Genomic DNA, 19,333 nt, shown 5'->3' on the forward strand with positions numbered 1-19,333 from the left:
AGCGGTCGATGACGGGGCGTGACGAGCCCGAGCGTGCGGGCCCGGGGCCCGCGGGGGGCGGACACGAGATGGCCACATCTGGACACGAGTTCATTCGGCCCGGAATGGGGACGCGGAACGTCCTCATCCCGGCCCGGTCGCGGCGCGGCGCGCTCGCGGGGGTGTCGTTGATCACCCGCTCCAAGCCCGCGGCGCTGGCCGCCCAGTGGGCGCTGTACGGCGCGGTCGCGGCCTTCGGGACGCGCGTCGTGCCCGGCCCGCGGGTCCGCTGGGAGCCGCCGGGCGGGCCGGAGCGCTGGGCGGCGCTGGCCGCGCGGGTCGGGCCGTTCGACGATCTGGCCCTCTACGAGCGCCCGCAGGCGTCCCGGACGGGGCTGGCGGCCGTCCTGCTGCGCTCAGGAAGGCCGGTGGGCTTCCTCAAGCTCCGCGAGGAGCCCGGCGAGCTGGACCGCGAGGAGCGGGCCCTGGCGGCCTTTCCAGGGGGCCAGGCCGGCGGGTTCCGGGTACCGCGGGTGCTGGACCGGGGGGAGACCGCGGGCTGGCACTGGATGGTCATCGAGGCGATGCCGGCCCGGCCGGCCCGGCCGGCCCGCGGGGTCGCGCTGGAACCGCTGCTGTCTGACCTGCAACGGCACTTGAAGGAGGTGCTGCCGCGCACGCAGGACGTGCCGGCGCACTGGGTCCCGATGCACGGCGACCTCACCGCGTGGAACCTGCGGCGCTGCGGCCCCGGCGTGCCGTGGCTGATCGACTGGGAGGACGCGGCGTGGGCGCCGCCGGGCGCCGACCTCGTCTACTACGAGGCGACGAACATCACCGTGTTCGGCAAGCCGTCGAGCCCGGGGGCCGGCCGGGGCCACGCGGAGGCGGCGGAGTTCTGGTTGAAGCGGGTGGCGTCGCGTTCCGATGATGACCATGACGCCGCGCTCAAGGTGCGGCTGAGCGAGGTTCTGCGGTCCCTGGGCCCGCACGTCGCCTGAGGGGGCGAGAACGGCCTGAGCAGCGGGAAAGACGAGAAAGCGAGAGCGCGCCCCGGCATCCGCCGGGGCGCGCTCTCGTCAGATCGTGCTGGGGTTGCAACCCAGGGCGGTCAGCCGACCGACGGGGAGGCCGCGCTGGTGAGCGTGTTGCCCAGCGCGTCCTTCACGCGGATGCGGTAGGTGTGCTTGCCGCTGGGTGCGGTGGTGTCGGTGAAGGTCAACGTGGGCCGGACCCAGAAGGAGGAGTCCTTCTTGATCGTGGTGAGCGGCTTGGTCTCGGCGTCGCGCAGCACCTCGTAGGTGAGCGATTCGTTGTCCTGGTCCCAGGTGGTCTTCCAGGACACCTTGATCTGCGAGGACATCCACGCCTTGGACGCGGTCGGCGCGGCCAGGTCGGCCTTGACGGGGCCGGTCTTGTTGGGCGCCTTGCCCTTCACCGCGAACCGCACCAGGCCCTGCTGCGCCTTGCCGTTCACCTTGGGGAACTCGCCGCCCATGGCGACGTAGTTGTCGTTGCCGGTGACCGACCAGGCCGCCTGGTACTGCTTGGTGAACGTCCCCTGCGAGAGGGTCGGGAACCAGTGCAGCAGGCTGGGGATCGGCTGGTTGCGGTAGTTGCTGTTGGAGCCGGGGGGCGCCTGGTCGGTGCCGGTCGCGGCCTTGGTCTCGGCGAGCGCGCGGTGCCACGTCGTCGGCCGGGTCTCCGGGAACGCGCCGAGCGAGGAGCAGTCGTGCGCGTGCGAGACGCTGTAGACGGCCTGGCCCTGGGCGAACATGCCGTAGGTGGCGCCATAGCAGTTGTCGAGCCACACCAGGTCGCCGGTGGCGGCCTTGGCGGCGAACCGGCCGTCGAACCAGTGGCCGCCCTCGCCGTCGGCGGAGCCGTACACGGTGTCACCGTCGACGAACAGGTCGGTCACGTAGGAGAAGCGACGGCTGTCCTGCCTGGTCGGGATGGGCCTGCTGGTCCACGGCAGGGACGCGCCATTGGTGGTGTTGACCGCGCCGATGCCGACGTGGGCCGCCCCGTTGAGCTGCTGGAACCGCCCGCCGATCAGGACCCGCTCGTTGCCCGGGGCCATCGCCAGGGCGTACACCTCGTTGTCGTTGGCGACCGGGCGCCAGGTGTCGATGTTGGCGCCGGTGGAGGCGTGCACGGCCGCGAGGCGTGTGCGGGACTTGCCGTTGACGTTGAAGAAGTTCCCGCCGAAGTACACCGTCGAGTTCGTCGCCGCGATGCCCCGCACGATGTTGCCGACCTTCGGGGCGAACGCGTCGACCAGCTTGCCGGTGGCGGTGTCGAACGCGGCGAGGCGGTTGTGCACCTTGCCGTCGACCTCGGTGAACTCGCCGCCGACGTACACGCGCTTGCCGTCGGGCGAGGCCACGATCCGCAGGCCCTGCCCGTTGAGCGAGTGCGCGAACGAGGTGATCAGGTTCCCGGTGGTCAGGTCGAACGCCAGGATGTTGTTACGCGTGACTTCCTTGGCGTTGCCGGTCGCCGTCCCCGGCGGGCGCGCCTTGGTGAAGTTGCCGGTCGCGTAGACCGTCGTACCGACCGTGGTCATGCTCCACACGACCCCGTTGACCTGCCACGTCGGCAGCGGGTCGGCGCTCACCGTCGGCGGCGTGCCGGTCGCCGGCACGGTGTCGGCGCCGGCGGTCGTGGCCGGCATGAAGGACGCGCCCGCGAGCGTGAGGGTCGCGGAGGCCGCCAGACCCGCGCGCACGCCCGCCCGGCGCTGTCGCAATAGAGCTCTCACGAGTCGGATCCCCTAGCGCATAAGCCCCTTGTGGCCCCTACGGCCACTCTGGATCTGGAGAGCCTAGCGGTCCCTCCGCGCGCCACATCGGGGCCCTTATGAAATCGTGACCGAATTCATGGAACAGGAGACTTCGCCCGCTCGGTGGACCGATCTCATTGTCGTGGCGAAAAAGAAAACGCCCCGGGAGGTAAACCCCGGGGCGCTTTCACACGTCAGCGATTTCTCACCGATGTCCGGCTTTGCCGTCAACCGGTGACGCGAACCGCCAGCAGATCGTCCATCGACACCACGATGGGTGCGTTGGTGGTGTTACCCGCGAGATAGGTCCAGACTCCGAGGGAGCCCGCGGATTGCAACCCGGCGGTCGAGTCCGTGCCGGTGAGCTGCCAGGCCGGTTCGGCCGTCCCGTCCGCCCAGACCTTGGCCTTCAGCGTGGTGGGCGACGTGCCCGTCACCTGGAGCCGCACGTGCAGCCGCTTGCCCGGCTCGTACGTCAGGCCCGCGACGGTCTGCTCGGCGACGATGTCGGTCTCGGCGCCGCCCGCGCCCAGCCGGCTGAGCTTGAGCGACACCACCCCGGACGGCCGCAGCCGGAGCCGGGCCCGGTAGTCCTCGCCGCCCACGCGCCGCCCGATGGCCGCCAGGTAGACACCGTTGCCGGTGCCCTCCTTGTCCACCGCCGCCGTGAAGGTCAGGTCGGTGTCCGCGGACGACACGCCGTTGAGGTAGCCGCCCCCGCTGTTGCCGGGGGCTCCCAGCTCGATGTGCCCGGTGCCGCCCACCGACAGGACACCGCCCGAGCCGTTGCGGGTCCAGGCGCCGCCGGTGTCGGCACTGCCCCACCCGCCGGTGGCGGTGCGGCCGAACTCGTCGGCCGCCAGCGTGCTGGACGTGGCCGCGACGGTGTGCAGGACCTCGGCCGTCGCGCCGTGGTCGTCGGTCACCTTCAGCTTGACCGTGTACTCTCCGGCCGTCGCGTAGGTATGGGACGGCTTGACGCCGGTCCCGCTCTGCCCGTCACCGAAGTCCCACGCGTAGCTCGCCACGGACCCGTCGGTGTCGGTGGAGCCCGACCCGTCGAACGTGCACGCGAGCTGGTCACAGGACGAGGTGAACGCGGCGGCCGGCGGCTGGTTCGGCTGGACGGAGCCGGTGCCGAGGCCGTGGTGCCGCGTCACCTCCGCCGCCGTCAGCGCGCGGGGGTAGACGGCGACCTCGTCCAGCGTCCCGTTCAGGAAGTTGCTGGTCGGCTTGTTCGGCCACCCGGTGGTGTTGTCGCCGCCGACGCGCCAGTAGCCCGCGTAGCTCTCGGCGGTCTTCGCGGTGGAGTCGGCGGCCTTCTGCGCGCCGTCCACGAACAGCTTGAGGCCGGCGTCGCCGTCGAGGGTCCCGACGACGTGGTGCCATTTGCCGTCGTTCAGCCCGGTGCCGCTCTGGACGGTCTTCGTCGCGCCCGGGTAGACGCCGAAGACGATCCGCCCGTCGTTGGTCATGTACAGGTGCCGGTCGTACTTGGTGCTCAGCCCGGTCGCGGCGTTCCCGTACCCAATGATCTTCCCGCCGCTCTTGGAGGTGGTCTTCACCCACGCCTCGACGCTGAGGTCCTGCCGGGTGGGGGCCGCGCCGCTGGCGGCCGTCCCGGACGAGGTGCCGTTGAACGTCACCGCGCGGTCGGCGTCACCGGAGATCGCGCCGGCCTGGCCGCGCGCCCCGCCAGAGCCGATCGTGAGGTCGTTCACGCCCGCATAGTCGTAGCCGGGGCCGCTGCTCTCGCCGAGCCGCCAGTAGGCGCTCGCGCCGTCACCGGTGACCTCCCCCGCGTACGGGCCGGGGGTGCCGTTCCCGGGCGTCGCCGCGTTGGACACGGCGCTGGTCACGGCGTTGCCGGTGGAGTCGACCGCGCGGACCTTGTAGGTGTGGGCGCCGGCCGGTGCGGATTTGTCGAAGAACGCCGCGTTCGGCTGGTCCCAGAACGTGGACGACTTCTCGACCACGCCGATGGGCGTCGTACCGCTGTCGCGGAGCACCTCGTACTTCAGGGAGGCGTTGTCCATGTCCCAGGTCGTGTTCCAGGACACGCGGACGCTGCCGTCCGCCATGCTCTTCGCGGTCGGGGTGCCGAGCTCGGCGGCGATCGGGCCGGCCTTGTTCGGCGCGTTGGCCTTGACCGCGAACCGGACGAGGCCCTGCTGCGCCTTGCCGTTCACCTTGGGGAACTCGCCACCCAGGGCGACGTAGTTGTCGTTGCCGGTGACCGACCAGGCCCCTTGGTACTGCCCGGTGAACGTCCCCTGGGCGACGGTCGGGTACCACTGGAGCAGGCTGGGGATCGGCTGGCCGCTGTAGTTGCTGTTGGAGCCGGGGGGCGCCTTGTCGGTGCCGGTCGGGTAGGCGGTCTCGGCGAGCGCGCGGTGCCACGACTGCGGCTTGGTCTCCGGGAACGCGCCGAGCGAGGAGCAGTCGTGCGCGTGCGAGACGCTGTAGACGGCCTGGCCCTGGACGAACATGCCGTAGGTGGCGCCATAGCAGTTGTCGAGCCACACCAGGTCGCCGGTGGCGGCCTTGGCGGCGAACCGGCCGTCGAACCAGTGGCCGCCCTCGCCGTCCGCCGCGCCATACACGGTGTCACCATTGACGAACAGGTCGGTCACGTACGAGAAGTGGGTGGCGTCCTTCTTCGTCGGGACCGGCTTGCTGGTCCACGGCAGGGACGCGCCGTTGGTGGTGTTCACCGCCCCGACACCGACCTGCGTCGCCCCGTTGAGCTTCTGGAACCGCCCGCCGATCAGGACCCGCTCGTCGCCCGGCGCCATCGCCAGGGCGTACACCTCGTCGTCGTCGGCGACCGGGCGCCAGGTGTCGATGTTGGCGCCGGTGGAGGCGTTGACCGCGGCGAGGCGCGTGCGGGACTTGCCGTTGACGTTGAAGAAGTTCCCGCCGAAGTACACCGTCGAGTTCGTCGCCGCGATGCCCCGCACGATGGAGCCCACCTGCGGCGCGAAACCCTCGACGAGAGCTCCGGTGGCGGTGTCGAACGCCGCAAGACGCTGCCGGGCCTTACCGTCCACCTGCGTGAACTCGCCGCCGACGTACACGCGCTTGCCGTCGGGCGAGGCCACGATCCGCAGGCCCTGCCCGTTGAGCGAGTGCGCGAACGAGGTGATCAGGTTCCCGGTGGTCAGGTCGAACGCCAGGATGTTGTTACGCGTGACCTCACCGGCGCCGCCGGTGGCCGTCCCCGGCGGGCGCGCCTTGGTGAAGTTACCGGTCGCGTACACGGTCGTACCGACCGTGGTCATGCTCCACACGACCCCGTTGACCTGCCACGTCGGCAGCGGGTCGGCGCTCACCGTCGGCGGCGTGCCGGACGGGGGGTCGATGTCGGCGCCTGCCTCCGCGGCGGGCAGGGCGGAGCCGCCCAGCAGCGCCAGAGTCAAGGCGGTCAAGGCGGCGGTCGCCGTTCTGCGTGCACGCGAGGCACGCAAATGCGAAGGTACAAGTCTCACTGGGTGATTCCCCTGCCGTTCGCTCCCGTGGCCCCCACGGACACAGGAGTAAAGGCAGAGTAACGGAGTCACCGCGTCTACACTGTTCAGCCCCAGGCCGGTTTCACACGGGGCCCGCCCTCCGCCCTTGACTTTCCCAGCCCGACCACTTTCGAGGAGAGCCGCATGTCCGACCGAGGAACGCGTCCGCCGAAGCGTCTCGTCGCGACGGGCGCGACGCTGGCCCTCGCGCTGGCACTGGCCGGATGCGGCGGGGGCGGGGGCAAATCCGCCGGTAAGCAGAATCCGCCACCGCCGCCCAGCACGCAGCCGGAATCGGCGGCCAACGCGGCCCCGGGGGCGCTCGACCTGAAGTCTTCCACCGGCCTGCGCAAGCCCGTCACCTATAACGACAAGATCACCGTGAAGATCGGCGGAATCCGCTACGTCAAGAACAAGGCGGACGGGCCGGGGCAGATCGCCGGACGCGTGGTGACCATTTTCACACTGAGCTTCACTAACGGCTCGGCCAAGCCGCTCGACCTCAACCAGGTCCGCGTCGTGGCCAAATACGGCCCCCGCCGGGCCGAGGCGAAGCCCACGTCCTACGCCAACATCAACGACTTCTACGGGACGGTACCGCCGGGCCAGGGCAAGAAGGCGTCCTACGCGTTCGAGATCCCGCCGGCGGGCTACAAGTCGGTCGTTCTCGGCGTCAAGTTCGATGCCCAGCACAAGGCCGCTCTCTTCGCGGGCGCGCTCCGTCCCTAAGCCACCCGGCCCCTGAGCCACACTCATCGGACCGGTGACGGGAGTGGCCGGACAGGCCCGTGGTCGGTACGTTCCTTATGTCAAGGCTTTCCGGGGGTAGGAGGTCTCGCCGTGCCGCACAGCTCGCACCGGACAACGATCGTCCGGGTCCTGACACTGCCGGTGATCGTCAGCGTCGGCTTCCTCGGCTGGCAGCTGCCCCGGCACGACGGCAAGGCACCCGTCTCCTCGCTGCCCGCGGGGCCCGGCGCCGCCCCGGTCGGCAGCACCTCCTACAAGATCCCGGACGGGGCCGTGTTCGTCTCGCCGTCCGGCGACGACGGGGCGCCGGGCACGCGCAAGCATCCGCTGCGCACCCTCGGCAGGGCGATCGGCAAGGCCGGCTCCGGCGGCACCATCGTGCTGCGCGGCGGCGTCTACCACGAGAGCGTCACCGTCCCGCGCGGCAAGCGGCTGACGATCCAGTCCCATCCCCGCGAGGCCGTCTGGTTCGACGGCAGTTCCCGCGTCACCGACTGGAGTGCGGAAGACGCGGAGGGTAATGCCTGGGTCCACGACGGCTGGACGACGAAGTTCGACTCCAGCCCCACCTACACCCCGGGCGCGCGGCCGAGCAGGGACGTCGACTTCCAGTTCGTGTCCCCCAAGCATCCGATGGCCTCCCACCCCGACCAGCTGTGGCTCGACGGCACCGCGCAACGCCAGGTCGGGTCGCGGGACGAGGTCAAGCCCGGCACCTTCTACGTCGACGAGGGCGCCTCCCGCCTCTACATGGGCTCCGACCCGCGCGGGCACGACGTGCGCGCGAGCACGCTCGGCAAGGCCATCACGATCGACGGCGAGGGCAGCACCCTGCGCGGCATCGGGGTGCGCAGGTACGCGACCTCGCTGCCCGACATCGCCATGGTCCGGGCCACCGCGCCGCGGATCACCGTGGAGAACGTGGTCGTCACCGAGTCGGCCACGACCGGCCTCACCGTCGTCGCCGCGCACGGCCGCGTCCGGCATGTGACCAGCTCGCACAACGGGCTCCTCGGCATCCACGCCAACACCGCCGACGACCTGCGGCTGGAGGGGGTGCGCCTCGACCACAACAACGTGGAGCAGTTCAAGTACTCACCGGTCTCGGGCGGCTTCAAGATCACCCGTTCTCGTAAGGTCGCGGTGGTCGACAGCGAGATCGTCGGCAACCTCGGCAAGGGCCTGTGGATGGACGAGTCCGTCTACGACATCACGATCACCGGCGACCGGATCCTGCGCAACGCCCACCACGGCATCTCCCTGGAGCTGAGCGCCAAGGCGGTGGTGGCGGGCAACGTCATCAGCGGCAACGCCGGCGACGGGATGAAGGTGAATAACACCTCCGACGTCCGGATCTGGAACAACTCGATGGCCGGCAACGGCCGCGCCGTCTTCCTCGTCCAGGACCCGCGGCGCCGCGACGACCCGGGCGTGCCCGGCCGCGACCCGCGGCAGAAGGGGCCGGACCCGGCCATGACCTGGCGGATCGGCAGGACCGCCGTCAGCAACAACACCTTCGCCGACGCCCGCCCGGACACCCCCTGCCTGCTGTGCGTGACCGACCACACCGGTGAGCGCACCGCCGCCCAGATGAACCTGACCGTCAACGGCAACGTCTACGTCCGTCCGGACGCCGCCAACCCGCGCACGCTGATCCTGTGGTCCCGGCACTCCTTCGCCGAGCTCGGCCGGTTCAAGACGGCGACCGGGCAGGAGACGCGGGGCGCGTTCCTCGCGACCGCGACCGCCGCCCGCGCGGAGGGCGACCTCGACCGCACCGTCGCGCCGGGCGCCGACGCCAACAACGCGGTGCCGCTGCCCGCCGACATCGCCGCGCTCCTCGACCGGCCGGCCGGCACCCGCCACATCGGTGCCTGGTCCGACTAGGCGGCGGGACGTAGGCGCCCGGCCCGGCTGACAAGCCCCAGGGGCGGGCCCAGGGGCCTCAGGGGCGGGTCCAGGGGAAGGTGCGGCCGAGGAGGGTCTCCAGGTCGGCGTTGAACGGGGCGTAGTGCTCGGCCAGCCGCTGGCGCGTCTCGGGGGTGAGGTCCTGGCTCGGTGCGGCGTTCCACACCTTGATCGCAGAGGGGGGCAGTGGCGCCGGTTCGAGGCCGAGGAACACCGCCACCTCGTCGCAGGCGGCCTGCGGGTCGGCGTAGAACTCCTCGGCGGCGAGCACCCGGACCCGCTCGGCGGGGAAGTGCCGCATCCAGCGCCGCAGGTGCGGGGCGTACTCCCCCTGCGCCCGGTAGGACTGCTGCTCGTGGGCGTAGCTGAGGTAGCCGGGCTCGGAGACGATCCGCTCCTCCTCGCCCTCCAGGCGGCCCGTCTCGGCCTCCAGGGCCTCCTCGAACGTCGCGAGGTCCTCGGCGTTCTGGCGGCGTCGCTCCCGGTAGTGCGAGAACGCCCGCTCGATCGGGTCGCGCAGGACGAGCAGGATCTTGGCCTCCGGGACGTCGCGTCCGGCCCGCTCGGCCGCCAGGGGGTGGAACAGGTAGTACGGCGACCCCTCCCCCACGACCTTTCCGGAGCGGCGGCTGGAGGTCGGGAAGTGCGACCGGTACCAGGTGCCGCCCTTGTCGTAGTGGGAGTCGAAGTAGTGGACGCCCTTGGTGTGGTTGTCCTTGGGCAGCAGCCGCGCGTTCGGGAACAGCGGCATCACCTGCGGGTGCTCCAGCAGCGTGTAGTAGAGCGACGTGGACCCGCCGCGTTTCGCGCCGATCAGCAGGAAGTCGGGGCCGGGGCGCAGGGCGGCCGTGCTCATCCCGTATCCGCGGATCACACTGCGGCCCGCGGACACGACAGGGCCGGGCAACGTCGCTCGATTCACAGCGGACAGATTACCGGCCCGCCGCCCGTATTCTTGGACACGTCTTGAGAGCTTGTGAGGACGCCCATGACCGTGAAGGGGATCTTCCCGCGCCGGACGCCGCCTCCGCCCAGCGCGGGCTGGTGGGCCGTCGCGCTGCCGCTCGCGCTCATGCTCGCCAGCGACTACAAGCTGCGCAGCCGGGAGGTCGACCAGGCGGTGGGCGGCAGCGCCGACCTGACCGTCCTGGTCGAGGTCGCCGTGTACGGCATGGCCGCGCTGTACCTGGTGTACAAGTTCGGGCTGCGGCCGCCGTCGCGGCGCATCACCGGCCTGCTGTTCGCGGCATGGGTGTTCTGCGGGTACGTCGCGTTCTCGGCGTTCTGGTCGCCGTTCAAGTCGCTCGGCATGGTCCGCGGCGCGCAGCTGCTGGTCACGATGCTGCTGGCGCACCTGCTCGCCACACGGGCGACGCTCGCGGACCTGCGGCGGCTGGCGCACGTGTTCATCGGCATCGTGGTGATCTCGGTCGGGATCGGCGTCGCGCACCCGTTCCCGCGCACCCGCCTCACCGAGGAGCGCTTCAACTGGCTGTACGTCCATCCCGTCCAGGCGGGCGTGTATCTGGGCATCGCGGTGCTGCTGACGGTCGGCTACCTGATCCGCTGGACGACCCCGCAGGACCGGCTCTGGCATCCGATGCTCTACCTGGGCGCCCTGGCGGTGCTGTCGGGCGCGCTCGTGGCGACCGGGACGCGGGGCGCGGCGCTCGGCTGCGCGCTCGGGCTGGTGGTCCTGCTGGCCACCGCGCGGGGGCCGAAGGGCCGGGTGGACGTGCTGGTGATGGGCGCCGCGGTCGCCGCCCTCGGCGTGCTGGCGTTCTCCGACTCCATCCTGGCGTTCGTGGCCCGGGGCGAGTCCGCCGAGACGCTGTCGTCCCTCAACTCCCGCACCGACCTGTGGTCGCTGGCGATGAAGGCCTACTCCGAGGAGCCGATCTTCGGGCGGGGCCTCGGCGCCTCGCGCGGGCTGTTCCTGGACGACATCGGCCTCGGCGGCGGGCATAACGCGTTCGTCAACGCGCTGGTGGACAACGGGACGGTCGGTACCGCCGCGTTCGTGGCGCTGCTGCTGACGCTCGGGTTCGTCCTGCTGATGCTGGCCCGGCACCGGACGCTGCGCGCCGACGCGGGGATGCTCCTCGGCATCCTCGGCTTCTTCCTGGCCGACAGCATCACCACCGAGGGCCTGGCCGCGCCCGCCAACGTCTCCAGCGCGTGGCTGCTGCTCCTGGTGGCCTGGGCGGAGACCATGCGGCGGCAGGGCGGCGACCCGCAGCAGGCACCGGACGACGCGCTGGAGGACGAGGCGCTGACCGACGATCCGGCGCGGGTGAGGGCGTCAGCCGGAGCGCTGGCGTCCCCGCACGTAGAAAAAGCCCCCCAGCAGCCCTAGCAGCACCAGCCCGATGAGGGCGCCGGTCCCGAGGAGCCCCCCGGGCGGCCCCGACTCGGACGGGAACGACACCGGGGAGCTCTGGTCGTTGATCGGCATCGTGCCGGACGGCTTCGGCTCCCCGGCGCCGGTCGCGGAGGCGGCCCCGCTGGGCAGCGTGACCGACCGGAAGACCGGGCGCGTTCCCGGGTCGGCCATGACGACCCGCCGTCCGTCCGCGGAGACACCGAACGCCGTTCCGGTCATCTTGGCGGCCGTCCGGACGACCTGACCGACCTTCTCCCGGATCCCGCCCAGCACCCGCACGTCCCGGGTCGTCTTGAGGACGACGTGGCCGTCCCGGGTGAACTCGGCGCCGCGGACGGGGAACGACAGGGTCCGCAGCCGGGTCAGGGCGTTCAGTTGCGGGCCGAGGACGCCGGGCAACGCGAACACGGCCGCGGCGGTGTCTCCCTTGGTGATGATGTAGACACGGCTCTCGGCGGGGTCGGCCAGCAGCGCGCCGCCCTGGTGGCCTCCGTCGGGATAGCGCAACCTGAACGGCTTCACCTGGAGCGTGCCGCCCGTCAGCGCGGCGGGCTCGGCGACCCGGTACAGGGTGAGGCTCCCGGCGCGTCCCTCGTCGAGGTTCCCGACGAACAGCCCGGACTCCCCCGCCCCGTTCTTCACGATCGTGACCGCGCTGAGCCGGCCGATGGTGGCGCCGGCGAGGGTGTAGGCGGCGCGGGTGCGGCCCCGCGCGTCGAGGGCGAACAGCAGCGGACGGCCGGAAGCGGACCCGATCGTCCACCAGATCTCCGGGTGGAGGACGCCCGCGACCAGATCGACGGGGGCGCTCAGCCGCGGGTCGGCCGCCCGGAACGCGGCCGTCGCGGGAACAGTGCTGGTCACGGCGGGGCTAGGCTTTGGGGTGGGCGCCGCCGCCGCGGGCGCGCCCGTCAGGACCGGGCCTGTCAGGACCACGAGCGCCGCCACCGCACTGCCGGCGGCGAGGCGGCGCGCACGCGGAGAGTGTGCTCTCACTGTGTGACGTCCATCTCTGCGGGGGACCGTGTGGCATTCTTGCGCATGTGGATCCACTCGGCATCAAAGGTACTTACTTGTTCACCCCGCCCGTGCACGGTGATGAGCGCGGGTCCTTCCATGAGTGGTTCCGGAGCGACGACCTCCAGGCGCACGCCGGGCACGGCCTGAACCTGGCCCAGGGCAACTGCTCCATCTCGTCCAAGGGTGCCCTGCGCGGCATCCACTTCGCGGACGTTCCACCAGGCCAGGCCAAATACATCACCTGCCTGCGCGGCGCGATCCTGGACGTGGTCGTCGACATCCGCGTGGGCTCGCCCACGTTCGCCCAGTGGGAGGCGGTGCGGCTGGACGACAAGACCCGCTCCGGCCTGTACATCGGCGAGGGGATCGGCCACGGCTTCCTGGCGCTCACCGACGACGCGACCGTCATCTACCTGTGCTCGGAGCCGTACACGCCCTCGCGCGAGCACGGCGTCCACCCCCTCGACCCCGAGATCGGCATCGAATGGCCGGCGGACGTCGAGCCCGTCCTGTCCCCGAAGGACGCCGAGGCGCCGACGCTGGAGGAGGCCCACCGGGCCGGCCTCCTCCCCGACTATCAGTCCTGCCTCGACTACTACGCCAAGCTCGGCTAGGAGGGGCGAAGCACCGGCCACGCCGCGTGGAGGGCCTGCCTCCAGTCGCGCATCGGCGTCAGGCCCGCCTCGGCCCACCGCTCGTGCCCGAGGACGCTGGACGCCGGCCGCGGCGCCGGGCGGACGAACCGGTCGCTCGTCGTCGGCCGGACCCTGTCCGGGGCGAGGCCGAGGAGCGCGAACACCTCGCGCGCCAGCCCGTACCAGCTCGTCCAGCCGCCGTTGGTGCCGTGGTAGACGCCGGCGGGCGCGCCGGACCCCGCCAGCGCGATGATCCGGTCGGCCAGGTCACCGGACCAGGTGGGCTGCCCGGCCTGGTCGTCGACGACCTCGACGGTCTCGCGCTCGGCGGCCAGCCGCACCATCGTCCGCACGAAGTTGTTGCCGTGCGCCCCGTACAGCCACGCGGTGCGCACGACGTAGCCGCGCCCGTAGCCGAGCACGGCCCGCTCACCGGCGAGCTTCGTCCGCCCGTAGGCGTTGATCGGGCCGGTCGGGGCGCCCTCGGGATAGGGAGCCTCGGCGGTGCCGTCGAAGACGTAGTCGGTCGACAGGTGGACGAGCCGCGCGCCGATCTCCTCGCACCCGGCGGTGATCGCCTCAAGCGCGGTGCCGTTGACGGCGAGCGCCTCGTCCTCGTGGGTCTCGGCGTCGTCCACGGCCGTCCAGGCGGCGCAGTTGACGACGACCAGGGGCCGGTGCCGCCGCAGGGCCTCCCGCACCGCCGCGGCGTCGGTGATGTCCAGCTCGTCGCGTTTGGGGGCGACGACGTCGTCCAGCCGCGCGACGAGGTCGGCGCCGAGCATCCCCCCGGCGCCGGTGACGAGCCAGGTCATGTGGCGTCCTCCGACCGCTTGCGCAGCGGCTCCCACCAGTCGCGGTTCTCCTCGTACCACCGGACGGTCGCGGCGAGGCCCTCCTCGAAGGGCACCCGGGGCGCGTAGCCGAGGCGCCGGAGCCGGGCGTCCGACAGGGAGTAGCGGCGGTCGTGTCCCTTGCGGTCCTCGACGCGCTCCACCCTGTCCCAGCCGGCGCCGAACGCCTCCAGAAGGCGCCGGGTCAGCTCCAGGTTGGACAGCTCCGCAGTCCCGGCGATGTGGTAGACCTCACCGGGTTCGCCGCCCTCGGCCACCACCTGGATGCCGCGGCAGTGGTCGGAGGCGTGGATCCAGTCGCGGACGTTCCCGCCGTCCCCGTACAGCGGCACCGTCCGGCCGTCCATCAGGTTGGTGACGAACAGCGGGATGATTTTCTCGGGGTACTGGTAGGGCCCGTAGTTGTTGCCGCAACGGGTGATCGCGACCGGCAGCCCGTGGGTCCGCGCGTAGGCGCGGGCGATCATATCGCCGCCCGCCTTGGCCGCCGAGTACGGCGAGTTCGGCGCGAGCGGGGCGTCCTCGTCCCAGGAACCCTCGTCGACGCTGCCGTACACCTCGTCCGTGGAGATCTGCACGACCCGCGGCGTCCCCGCGTCCAGGCACGCCTGCATCAGGGTCTGGACGCCGAGGACGTTCGTCCGCACGAACTCCCCGGCGCTCTCGATCGACCGGTCGACGTGCGACTCCGCCGCGAAGTTGAGCACGACGTCGTGCCCGGGCACCAGGTCCGCGAGCAGCTCACCGTCGCAGATGTCGCCGTGCACGAACGTGTACCCGCCCTCGACGGGCTCCAGGTTCCGCAGGTTCCCCGCGTAGGTGAGCTTGTCCAGGACGGTCACCTCGACCTCCGCCCACGCCGGATACGCCCCGCCGACCAGCTCCCGCACGTAGTGGGAGCCGATGAAACCGGCCCCGCCCGTCACCAGGATCCGCCGCGCGCTCATCTGCTGATCTGCACTTTGCTGTGGTCTCCCAACACGAGACGGTGGGCCTTCGGGACGCGGGGCGCGGGCGTGACCTCGGCCTCACGCCCGATGAGGGAACATTCGATGCGGCCGACCCCGTCGATGGACGCGCCGCGCAGCACGATCGAGTACTCGATCTCGCTGTCCAGGATCGCGCAGTCCCGGTCGATGGAGGTGAACGGTCCCACGTAGGAGTCGCGGACGGCCGAACAGGCGCCCACGATCGCCGGGCCGACGATCCGGGACCCGGTGACCCGCGCGCCCTCCTCCACGACGACCCGGCCGATCAACTCGCTGGCCTCGTCGACCTCGCCCTCCACCCGGGCCTCGACGCCCTCCAGGACGAGCCGGTTGACCTCCAGCATGTCGGTGACGTTGCCGGTGTCCTTCCAGTAGCCGGTGATCACCGTGGACTCGACCCGGTGGCCATGGTCGATCAGCCACTGGATCGCGTCGGTGATCTCCAGCTCGTTGCGGCGGGACGGCTTCAGCTCCGCGACCGCCTCGTGCACGGCGGGGCTGAACAGGTACACGCCGACGAGGGCGAGGTCGCTCTTGGGGAACTCGGGCTTCTCCTCCAGCGCCACGACCCGCCCGTCCAGGTCCAGCTCGGCGACACCGAACGCACGCGGGTCGGACACGTGAGTCAGCATGATCTGGGCCTGCGGCCGCTCCGCCCGGAACCGCTCCACCAGCCCGTCGATGCCGCCGACGACGAAGTTGTCGCCGAGGTACATCACGAAGTCGTCGTCACCGAGGTACTCGCGGGCGATGAGGACGGCGTGGGCGAGCCCACGCGGCGCGTCCTGGACGAGGTAGGTCACCTCCAGCCCGAACTGCGAGCCGTCGCCGACCGCCCGGCGGATCTCGGCGGCGGTGTCGCCGACGACGATGCCGACCTCGCGGATGCCCGCGTCCCGGATCGCCTCCAGCCCGTAGAACAGCACCGGTTTGTTCGCGACGGGGACGAGCTGCTTGGCGGAGGTGTGCGTGATCGGGCGGAGCCGGGACCCGGCACCCCCCGCCAGCACGAGGGCCTTCACGCGGCGGCCGGGAGGGGCGGGCGCTGGAGGGAGGGCACGTTCAAGGGGACTCCAAACAAGCCGGGGTGCCGGGATCGACACTCGACAGTACCGGCCTCGCAGGCCGCTGACGCCGATACGTCCGGCCCTGGCCGTGCAGGTCAACGCCAGGGCCGGGTTCCGCGTCGGGCTACCGCACGCTGGTGATCATCCCGGCGGCGACGGTGTTGTGGGTGGCCTCGTCGATGAGGATGAAACCGCCGGTGAGCCGGTTACGGCCGTAGTCGTCGACGAACAGCGGCTGGGTGACCCGCAGCGACACCCGGCCGATCTCGTTCAGCCCCAGGCTCGCCGCCTGCTCGTCGCGGTGCAGCGTGTTGACGTCCAGCCGGTAGTGCAGGTCCTTGACCATGGCCTTCGCGGTCCGCGTGGTGTGCTTGATCACCAGCTTCATCCGCGGCGACAGCGGCCGGTCGGGGGTCATCCAGCACACCATCGCGTCCAGGTCCTGCGCGGACTCCGGCCGGTTGTGCGGCCGGGCGATCATGTCGCCGCGGGAGATGTCGATGTCGTCGGCCAGCCGCAGCACCACCGACATCGGCGCGTACGCCTCCGCGACCGGCCCGTGCGGCCCGTCGATATGCGTGATCGTCGTGGTCAGCCCGGACGGCAGGTGCACGACCTCGTCGCCCGGCTTCAGCACCCCGCCCGCGACCTGCCCCGCATAGCCGCGGTAGTCGTGCAGCTCGGGGTCGGTGGAGGCGTGCGGGCGGATCACGTACTGCACCGGGAACCGGACGTCGATGAGGTTGCGGTCCGAGGCGATGTGGACGTGCTCCAGGTGGTGCAGCAGCGACGACCCCTCGTACCACGGCATGTTCACGCTGCGCTCGACCACGTTGTCGCCGTGCAGCGCCGACAGCGGAACGAACGTCAGGTCGGTCACCTCCAGCTTGGAGGCGAACGCGGTGAACTCGTCCACGATCTGCTCGTACACGGCCTGGTCGTAGTCGACCAGGTCCATCTTGTTGACCGCCACCACCAGGTGCGGGACCTGGAGCAGCGTGGTGAGGAACGCGTGCCGGCGGGACTGCTCCAGAATGCCCTTGCGCGCGTCCACCAGGATGATCGCCAGGTCGGCCGTGGACGCGCCGGTCACCATGTTGCGGGTGTACTGGATGTGCCCGGGGGTGTCGGCGATGATGAACTTGCGGCGCGGCGTCGCGAAGTACCGGTAGGCGACGTCGATCGTGATGCCCTGCTCCCGCTCGGCCCGGAGGCCGTCGGTGAGCAACGCCAGGTTGGTGTACTCCTCGCCGCGGTCCGCGCTGGTGCGCTCCACCGACTCCAACTGGTCCTCGAAGATCGACTTCGAGTCGAACAGGAGCCGTCCGATCAGCGTCGACTTGCCGTCGTCGACGCTGCCCGCCGTCGCGAACCGCAGGATGTCCATGCTCTTGGGGGTGCCCGGCCTCGGGGGGGTGCTCTGCCCGGTCGCCATCAGAAGTAGCCCTCTTTCTTGCGGTCCTCCATGGCGGCCTCGCTCGCCCGGTCGTCGGCGCGGGTCTGGCCGCGCTCGGTGACCCGCGTCGCCGCGATCTCCTCCATCACCTGCTCCAGCGTCGCCGCCGTCGACTTCACCGCGCCCGTGCAGGACGCGTCGCCGACCGTCCGGTAGCGGACCGTCGCCTCGAAGGCCGGCTCGTCCTCGCCCCGGTTGGCGTACGGCAGGTCGGCCAGCAGCATCCCGTCGCGCTCGAACACCGAGCGGGCGTGCGCGAAGTAGATGGACGGCAACTCCAACTCCTCACGCCGGACATAGTCCCAGATGTCCAGCTCCGTCCAGTTGGACAGCGGGAACACCCGGACATGCTCACCACGGGCGATCCGGGTGTTGAACAGATTCCACAGCTCCGGACGCTGATTCTTCGGATCCCACTGCCCGAACTCGTCCCGGAACGACACCACCCGCTCCTTCGCGCGGGCCTTCTCCTCATCCCGGCGGGCACCACCGAACGCCGCATCGAACTCATGCGACTCAATGGCGTCCAGAAGCGTGACGGTCTGCAACCGGTTCCGGGACGCCCGGCGCCCCTTCTCCTCCACGACCCGCCCCGCATCGATCGACTCCTGAACGGACGCGACCACCAGCCGCACGCCCGTCTCCGCGACCCGCCGGTCACGGAAATCGATCACCTCGGGAAAGTTGTGGCCGGTATCGACATGCATCACCGGAAACGGGATCGGCGCCGGCCAGAACGCCTTCTGGGCCAGGCGCAGCATCACGATGCTGTCCTTGCCACCCGAGAACAGCAGCACCGGCCGCTCGAACTCGGCCGCCACCTCCCGGAAGATATGGATGGACTCGGCCTCGAGGACGTCTAGCTGGGATAGCAGGTAATCGCAACGCTGCATGGTCTGCGGCTCTCTCCACGCTGGTCTGGCAGATACACCGGTGGCAGGGGGATCGACGGCATGCCTTCCCACCGGATCGAACGTCTCCCCGCCGGGTTTTCGTCCCGCCGGGTCACGATGGGCGCTACGGCAGAGTTCCCTCAAGAACCCGGATGCCGGTCAGCAGCGTCGACGCCGACATGGGATGGCACACCAGGATATCCGGCAACCGGGGGTCCTCCCGGTTGTAGACGAGCGGCGACCCGTCCACCCGCGACGCGTGAGCGCCCGCCGCGAGCGCCACCGCCGCCGGAGCAGCCGAATCCCACTCGTACTGGCCGCCCGCATGGACGTAGGCGTCGACCTCGCCGAGGAGCACCGCGGAGATCTTCGCCCCCGCCGACCCGATCGGCACCAGCTCCACATCCAGCTCCAGATCGTCCGCCAGCCGCCGCACGAACTCGGGCGGCCGAGTCCGGCTCACCGCGATGCGCAGCTTCCCGGCATCAGGCGCAGGCGCGTGCAACGGCACCTCACAGGGCGACCCGCCCCGGCCACCGCTCCGCGGCCCCGACGTCCCCGGCTCCCCCGGATCGTCCCGGACGAGCAACGCCCCACCCGTCGCGGCCGTCCGCAACGTCAACCCCTGCGCCGGAAGCGCCACCGCCCCCGCCGCCAACCGGCCCCCGCCACTCCCCCGCTCCCACAACGCCACGTGGACGGCCCAGTCGCGGCGGCCCTCCTCGGAGAACTCACGCGTCCCGTCCAGCGGATCCACGATCCAGACCCGCCCGGCGGTAAGCCGCTCGGCGTCGGCGGTATTGGCGGTCGGCGCCCGGTCGGCGCCACGGGCACGCTTGCCCGCGACCGAGGAACGGCCTTCTTCAGAGAGAACGGCGTCGCCGGGACAGCGCTCGCCCAGCGCCGCCATGAGGTACTCGTGCGCCCGCAGGTCGCCGGTGTCCTTCAGGGCCCGCGCGTCGGCGAAACCCACCTCGTCCCGTACGCCCAGCAGCAGACGCCCGGCCACCGTGGCGAGCTCAGCCGCCAGGGCGTGGTCGTCCGCCGCCACACTCTCCGTCATCCGTCGATCACTTTCCCGACTCGAAAGGTCCGCTCGACCCCG

The 19,333-nt window shown here is 71.2% G+C and carries 16 protein-coding genes; 6 read left to right on the forward strand and 10 right to left on the reverse strand.

From position 1 onward, the window contains the following. Window positions 1-8: 8 nt before the first annotated feature. The gene (locus tag AMA02S_RS11625; protein WP_157430514.1) at window positions 9-980 is read left to right on the forward strand and encodes a phosphotransferase; all 972 of its coding nucleotides are present in this window, start codon (window positions 9-11) and stop codon (window positions 978-980) included. Window positions 981-1,090: 110 nt separating this feature from the next. On the opposite strand, the gene AMA02S_RS11630 is transcribed toward AMA02S_RS11625, so the two are convergent. Further along, window positions 1,091-2,743, reverse strand: a complete 1,653-nt coding sequence (locus AMA02S_RS11630) for a YncE family protein (RefSeq protein ID WP_157430515.1) — start codon at window positions 2,741-2,743, stop codon at window positions 1,091-1,093. A gap of 106 nt (window positions 2,744-2,849) precedes the next feature. On the opposite strand from AMA02S_RS11630, the gene AMA02S_RS41610 reads away from it, so the two are divergent. Further along, window positions 2,850-3,002, forward strand: a complete 153-nt coding sequence (locus tag AMA02S_RS41610; protein WP_157430516.1) for a hypothetical protein — start codon at window positions 2,850-2,852, stop codon at window positions 3,000-3,002. On the opposite strand, the gene AMA02S_RS44060 is transcribed toward AMA02S_RS41610, so the two are convergent. Then, window positions 2,992-6,192 carry a LamG-like jellyroll fold domain-containing protein gene (locus AMA02S_RS44060; protein WP_157430517.1) on the reverse strand — a complete coding sequence of 1,067 codons (3,201 nt, stop codon included), beginning with the start codon at window positions 6,190-6,192 and terminating at the stop codon, window positions 2,992-2,994. The two genes, AMA02S_RS41610 and AMA02S_RS44060, sit on opposite strands and share 11 nt — an antisense overlap. Before the next feature lie 225 nt (window positions 6,193-6,417). Here AMA02S_RS44060 and AMA02S_RS41615 point away from each other — a divergent pair, with 225 nt between their 5' ends. Both AMA02S_RS41615 and AMA02S_RS11645 read left to right on the forward strand, forming a co-directional pair. After that, window positions 6,418-7,002: a hypothetical protein gene (locus AMA02S_RS41615; RefSeq protein WP_067455965.1), complete on the forward strand. Its 585-nt coding sequence runs from the start codon at window positions 6,418-6,420 to the stop codon at window positions 7,000-7,002. 111 nt (window positions 7,003-7,113) lie between these two features. Beyond that, a complete protein-coding gene (locus tag AMA02S_RS11645; protein WP_067455967.1) occupies window positions 7,114-8,910 on the forward strand; it encodes a right-handed parallel beta-helix repeat-containing protein in 1,797 nt (598 codons plus the stop codon). Between the two features lie 58 nt (window positions 8,911-8,968). Here the strand turns inward: AMA02S_RS11645 and AMA02S_RS42815 are convergent, their stop codons facing one another. Then, window positions 8,969-9,787: a sulfotransferase domain-containing protein gene (locus AMA02S_RS42815; protein WP_084264996.1), complete on the reverse strand. Its 819-nt coding sequence runs from the start codon at window positions 9,785-9,787 to the stop codon at window positions 8,969-8,971. A gap of 132 nt (window positions 9,788-9,919) precedes the next feature. Here AMA02S_RS42815 and AMA02S_RS11655 point away from each other — a divergent pair, with 132 nt between their 5' ends. Continuing rightward, window positions 9,920-11,287 carry an O-antigen ligase family protein gene (locus AMA02S_RS11655; protein ID WP_084264997.1) on the forward strand — a complete coding sequence of 456 codons (1,368 nt, stop codon included), beginning with the start codon at window positions 9,920-9,922 and terminating at the stop codon, window positions 11,285-11,287. Here the strand turns inward: AMA02S_RS11655 and AMA02S_RS11660 are convergent. After that, window positions 11,234-12,310, reverse strand: a complete 1,077-nt coding sequence (locus AMA02S_RS11660) for a hypothetical protein (protein ID WP_157430518.1) — start codon at window positions 12,308-12,310, stop codon at window positions 11,234-11,236. The two genes, AMA02S_RS11655 and AMA02S_RS11660, sit on opposite strands and share 54 nt — an antisense overlap. A gap of 47 nt (window positions 12,311-12,357) precedes the next feature. Here AMA02S_RS11660 and rfbC point away from each other — a divergent pair, with 47 nt between their 5' ends. Further along, window positions 12,358-12,948, forward strand: coding sequence for a dTDP-4-dehydrorhamnose 3,5-epimerase (gene rfbC, locus AMA02S_RS11665; protein ID WP_067455976.1), 591 nt, complete (start codon window positions 12,358-12,360; stop codon window positions 12,946-12,948). On the opposite strand, the gene rfbD is transcribed toward rfbC, so the two are convergent. From rfbD to AMA02S_RS11695, 6 genes are all read right to left on the reverse strand, one after another. Further along, complete coding sequence (gene rfbD, locus AMA02S_RS11670; protein ID WP_067455978.1) at window positions 12,945-13,784, reverse strand: dTDP-4-dehydrorhamnose reductase; 840 nt, start codon at window positions 13,782-13,784, stop codon at window positions 12,945-12,947. The genes rfbC and rfbD overlap by 4 nt on opposite strands. Continuing rightward, window positions 13,781-14,770, reverse strand: a complete 990-nt coding sequence (gene rfbB, locus AMA02S_RS11675; RefSeq protein WP_067455980.1) for a dTDP-glucose 4,6-dehydratase — start codon at window positions 14,768-14,770, stop codon at window positions 13,781-13,783. The genes rfbD and rfbB overlap by 4 nt, the downstream gene beginning before the upstream one ends. After that, window positions 14,767-15,834 (reverse strand): glucose-1-phosphate thymidylyltransferase, encoded by a 1,068-nt coding sequence (locus AMA02S_RS11680; RefSeq protein ID WP_067455982.1) that lies wholly within the window; start codon window positions 15,832-15,834, stop codon window positions 14,767-14,769. The genes rfbB and AMA02S_RS11680 overlap by 4 nt, the downstream gene beginning before the upstream one ends. Before the next feature lie 169 nt (window positions 15,835-16,003). Then, window positions 16,004-17,266 carry a sulfate adenylyltransferase subunit 1 gene (locus tag AMA02S_RS11685; RefSeq protein ID WP_157430560.1) on the reverse strand — a complete coding sequence of 421 codons (1,263 nt, stop codon included), beginning with the start codon at window positions 17,264-17,266 and terminating at the stop codon, window positions 16,004-16,006. A 47-nt stretch (window positions 17,267-17,313) separates the two neighbouring features. Continuing rightward, window positions 17,314-18,228 (reverse strand): sulfate adenylyltransferase subunit CysD, encoded by a 915-nt coding sequence (gene cysD, locus AMA02S_RS11690; protein WP_067455986.1) that lies wholly within the window; start codon window positions 18,226-18,228, stop codon window positions 17,314-17,316. A 124-nt stretch (window positions 18,229-18,352) separates the two neighbouring features. Further along, window positions 18,353-19,291 (reverse strand): 3'(2'),5'-bisphosphate nucleotidase CysQ, encoded by a 939-nt coding sequence (locus AMA02S_RS11695; protein ID WP_067455988.1) that lies wholly within the window; start codon window positions 19,289-19,291, stop codon window positions 18,353-18,355. Window positions 19,292-19,333 lie beyond the last annotated feature (42 nt).

It is taken from the genome of Actinomadura macra NBRC 14102 (genome assembly GCF_001552215.1).
GTDB classification, from domain to species: domain Bacteria; phylum Actinomycetota; class Actinomycetes; order Streptosporangiales; family Streptosporangiaceae; genus Spirillospora; species Spirillospora macra.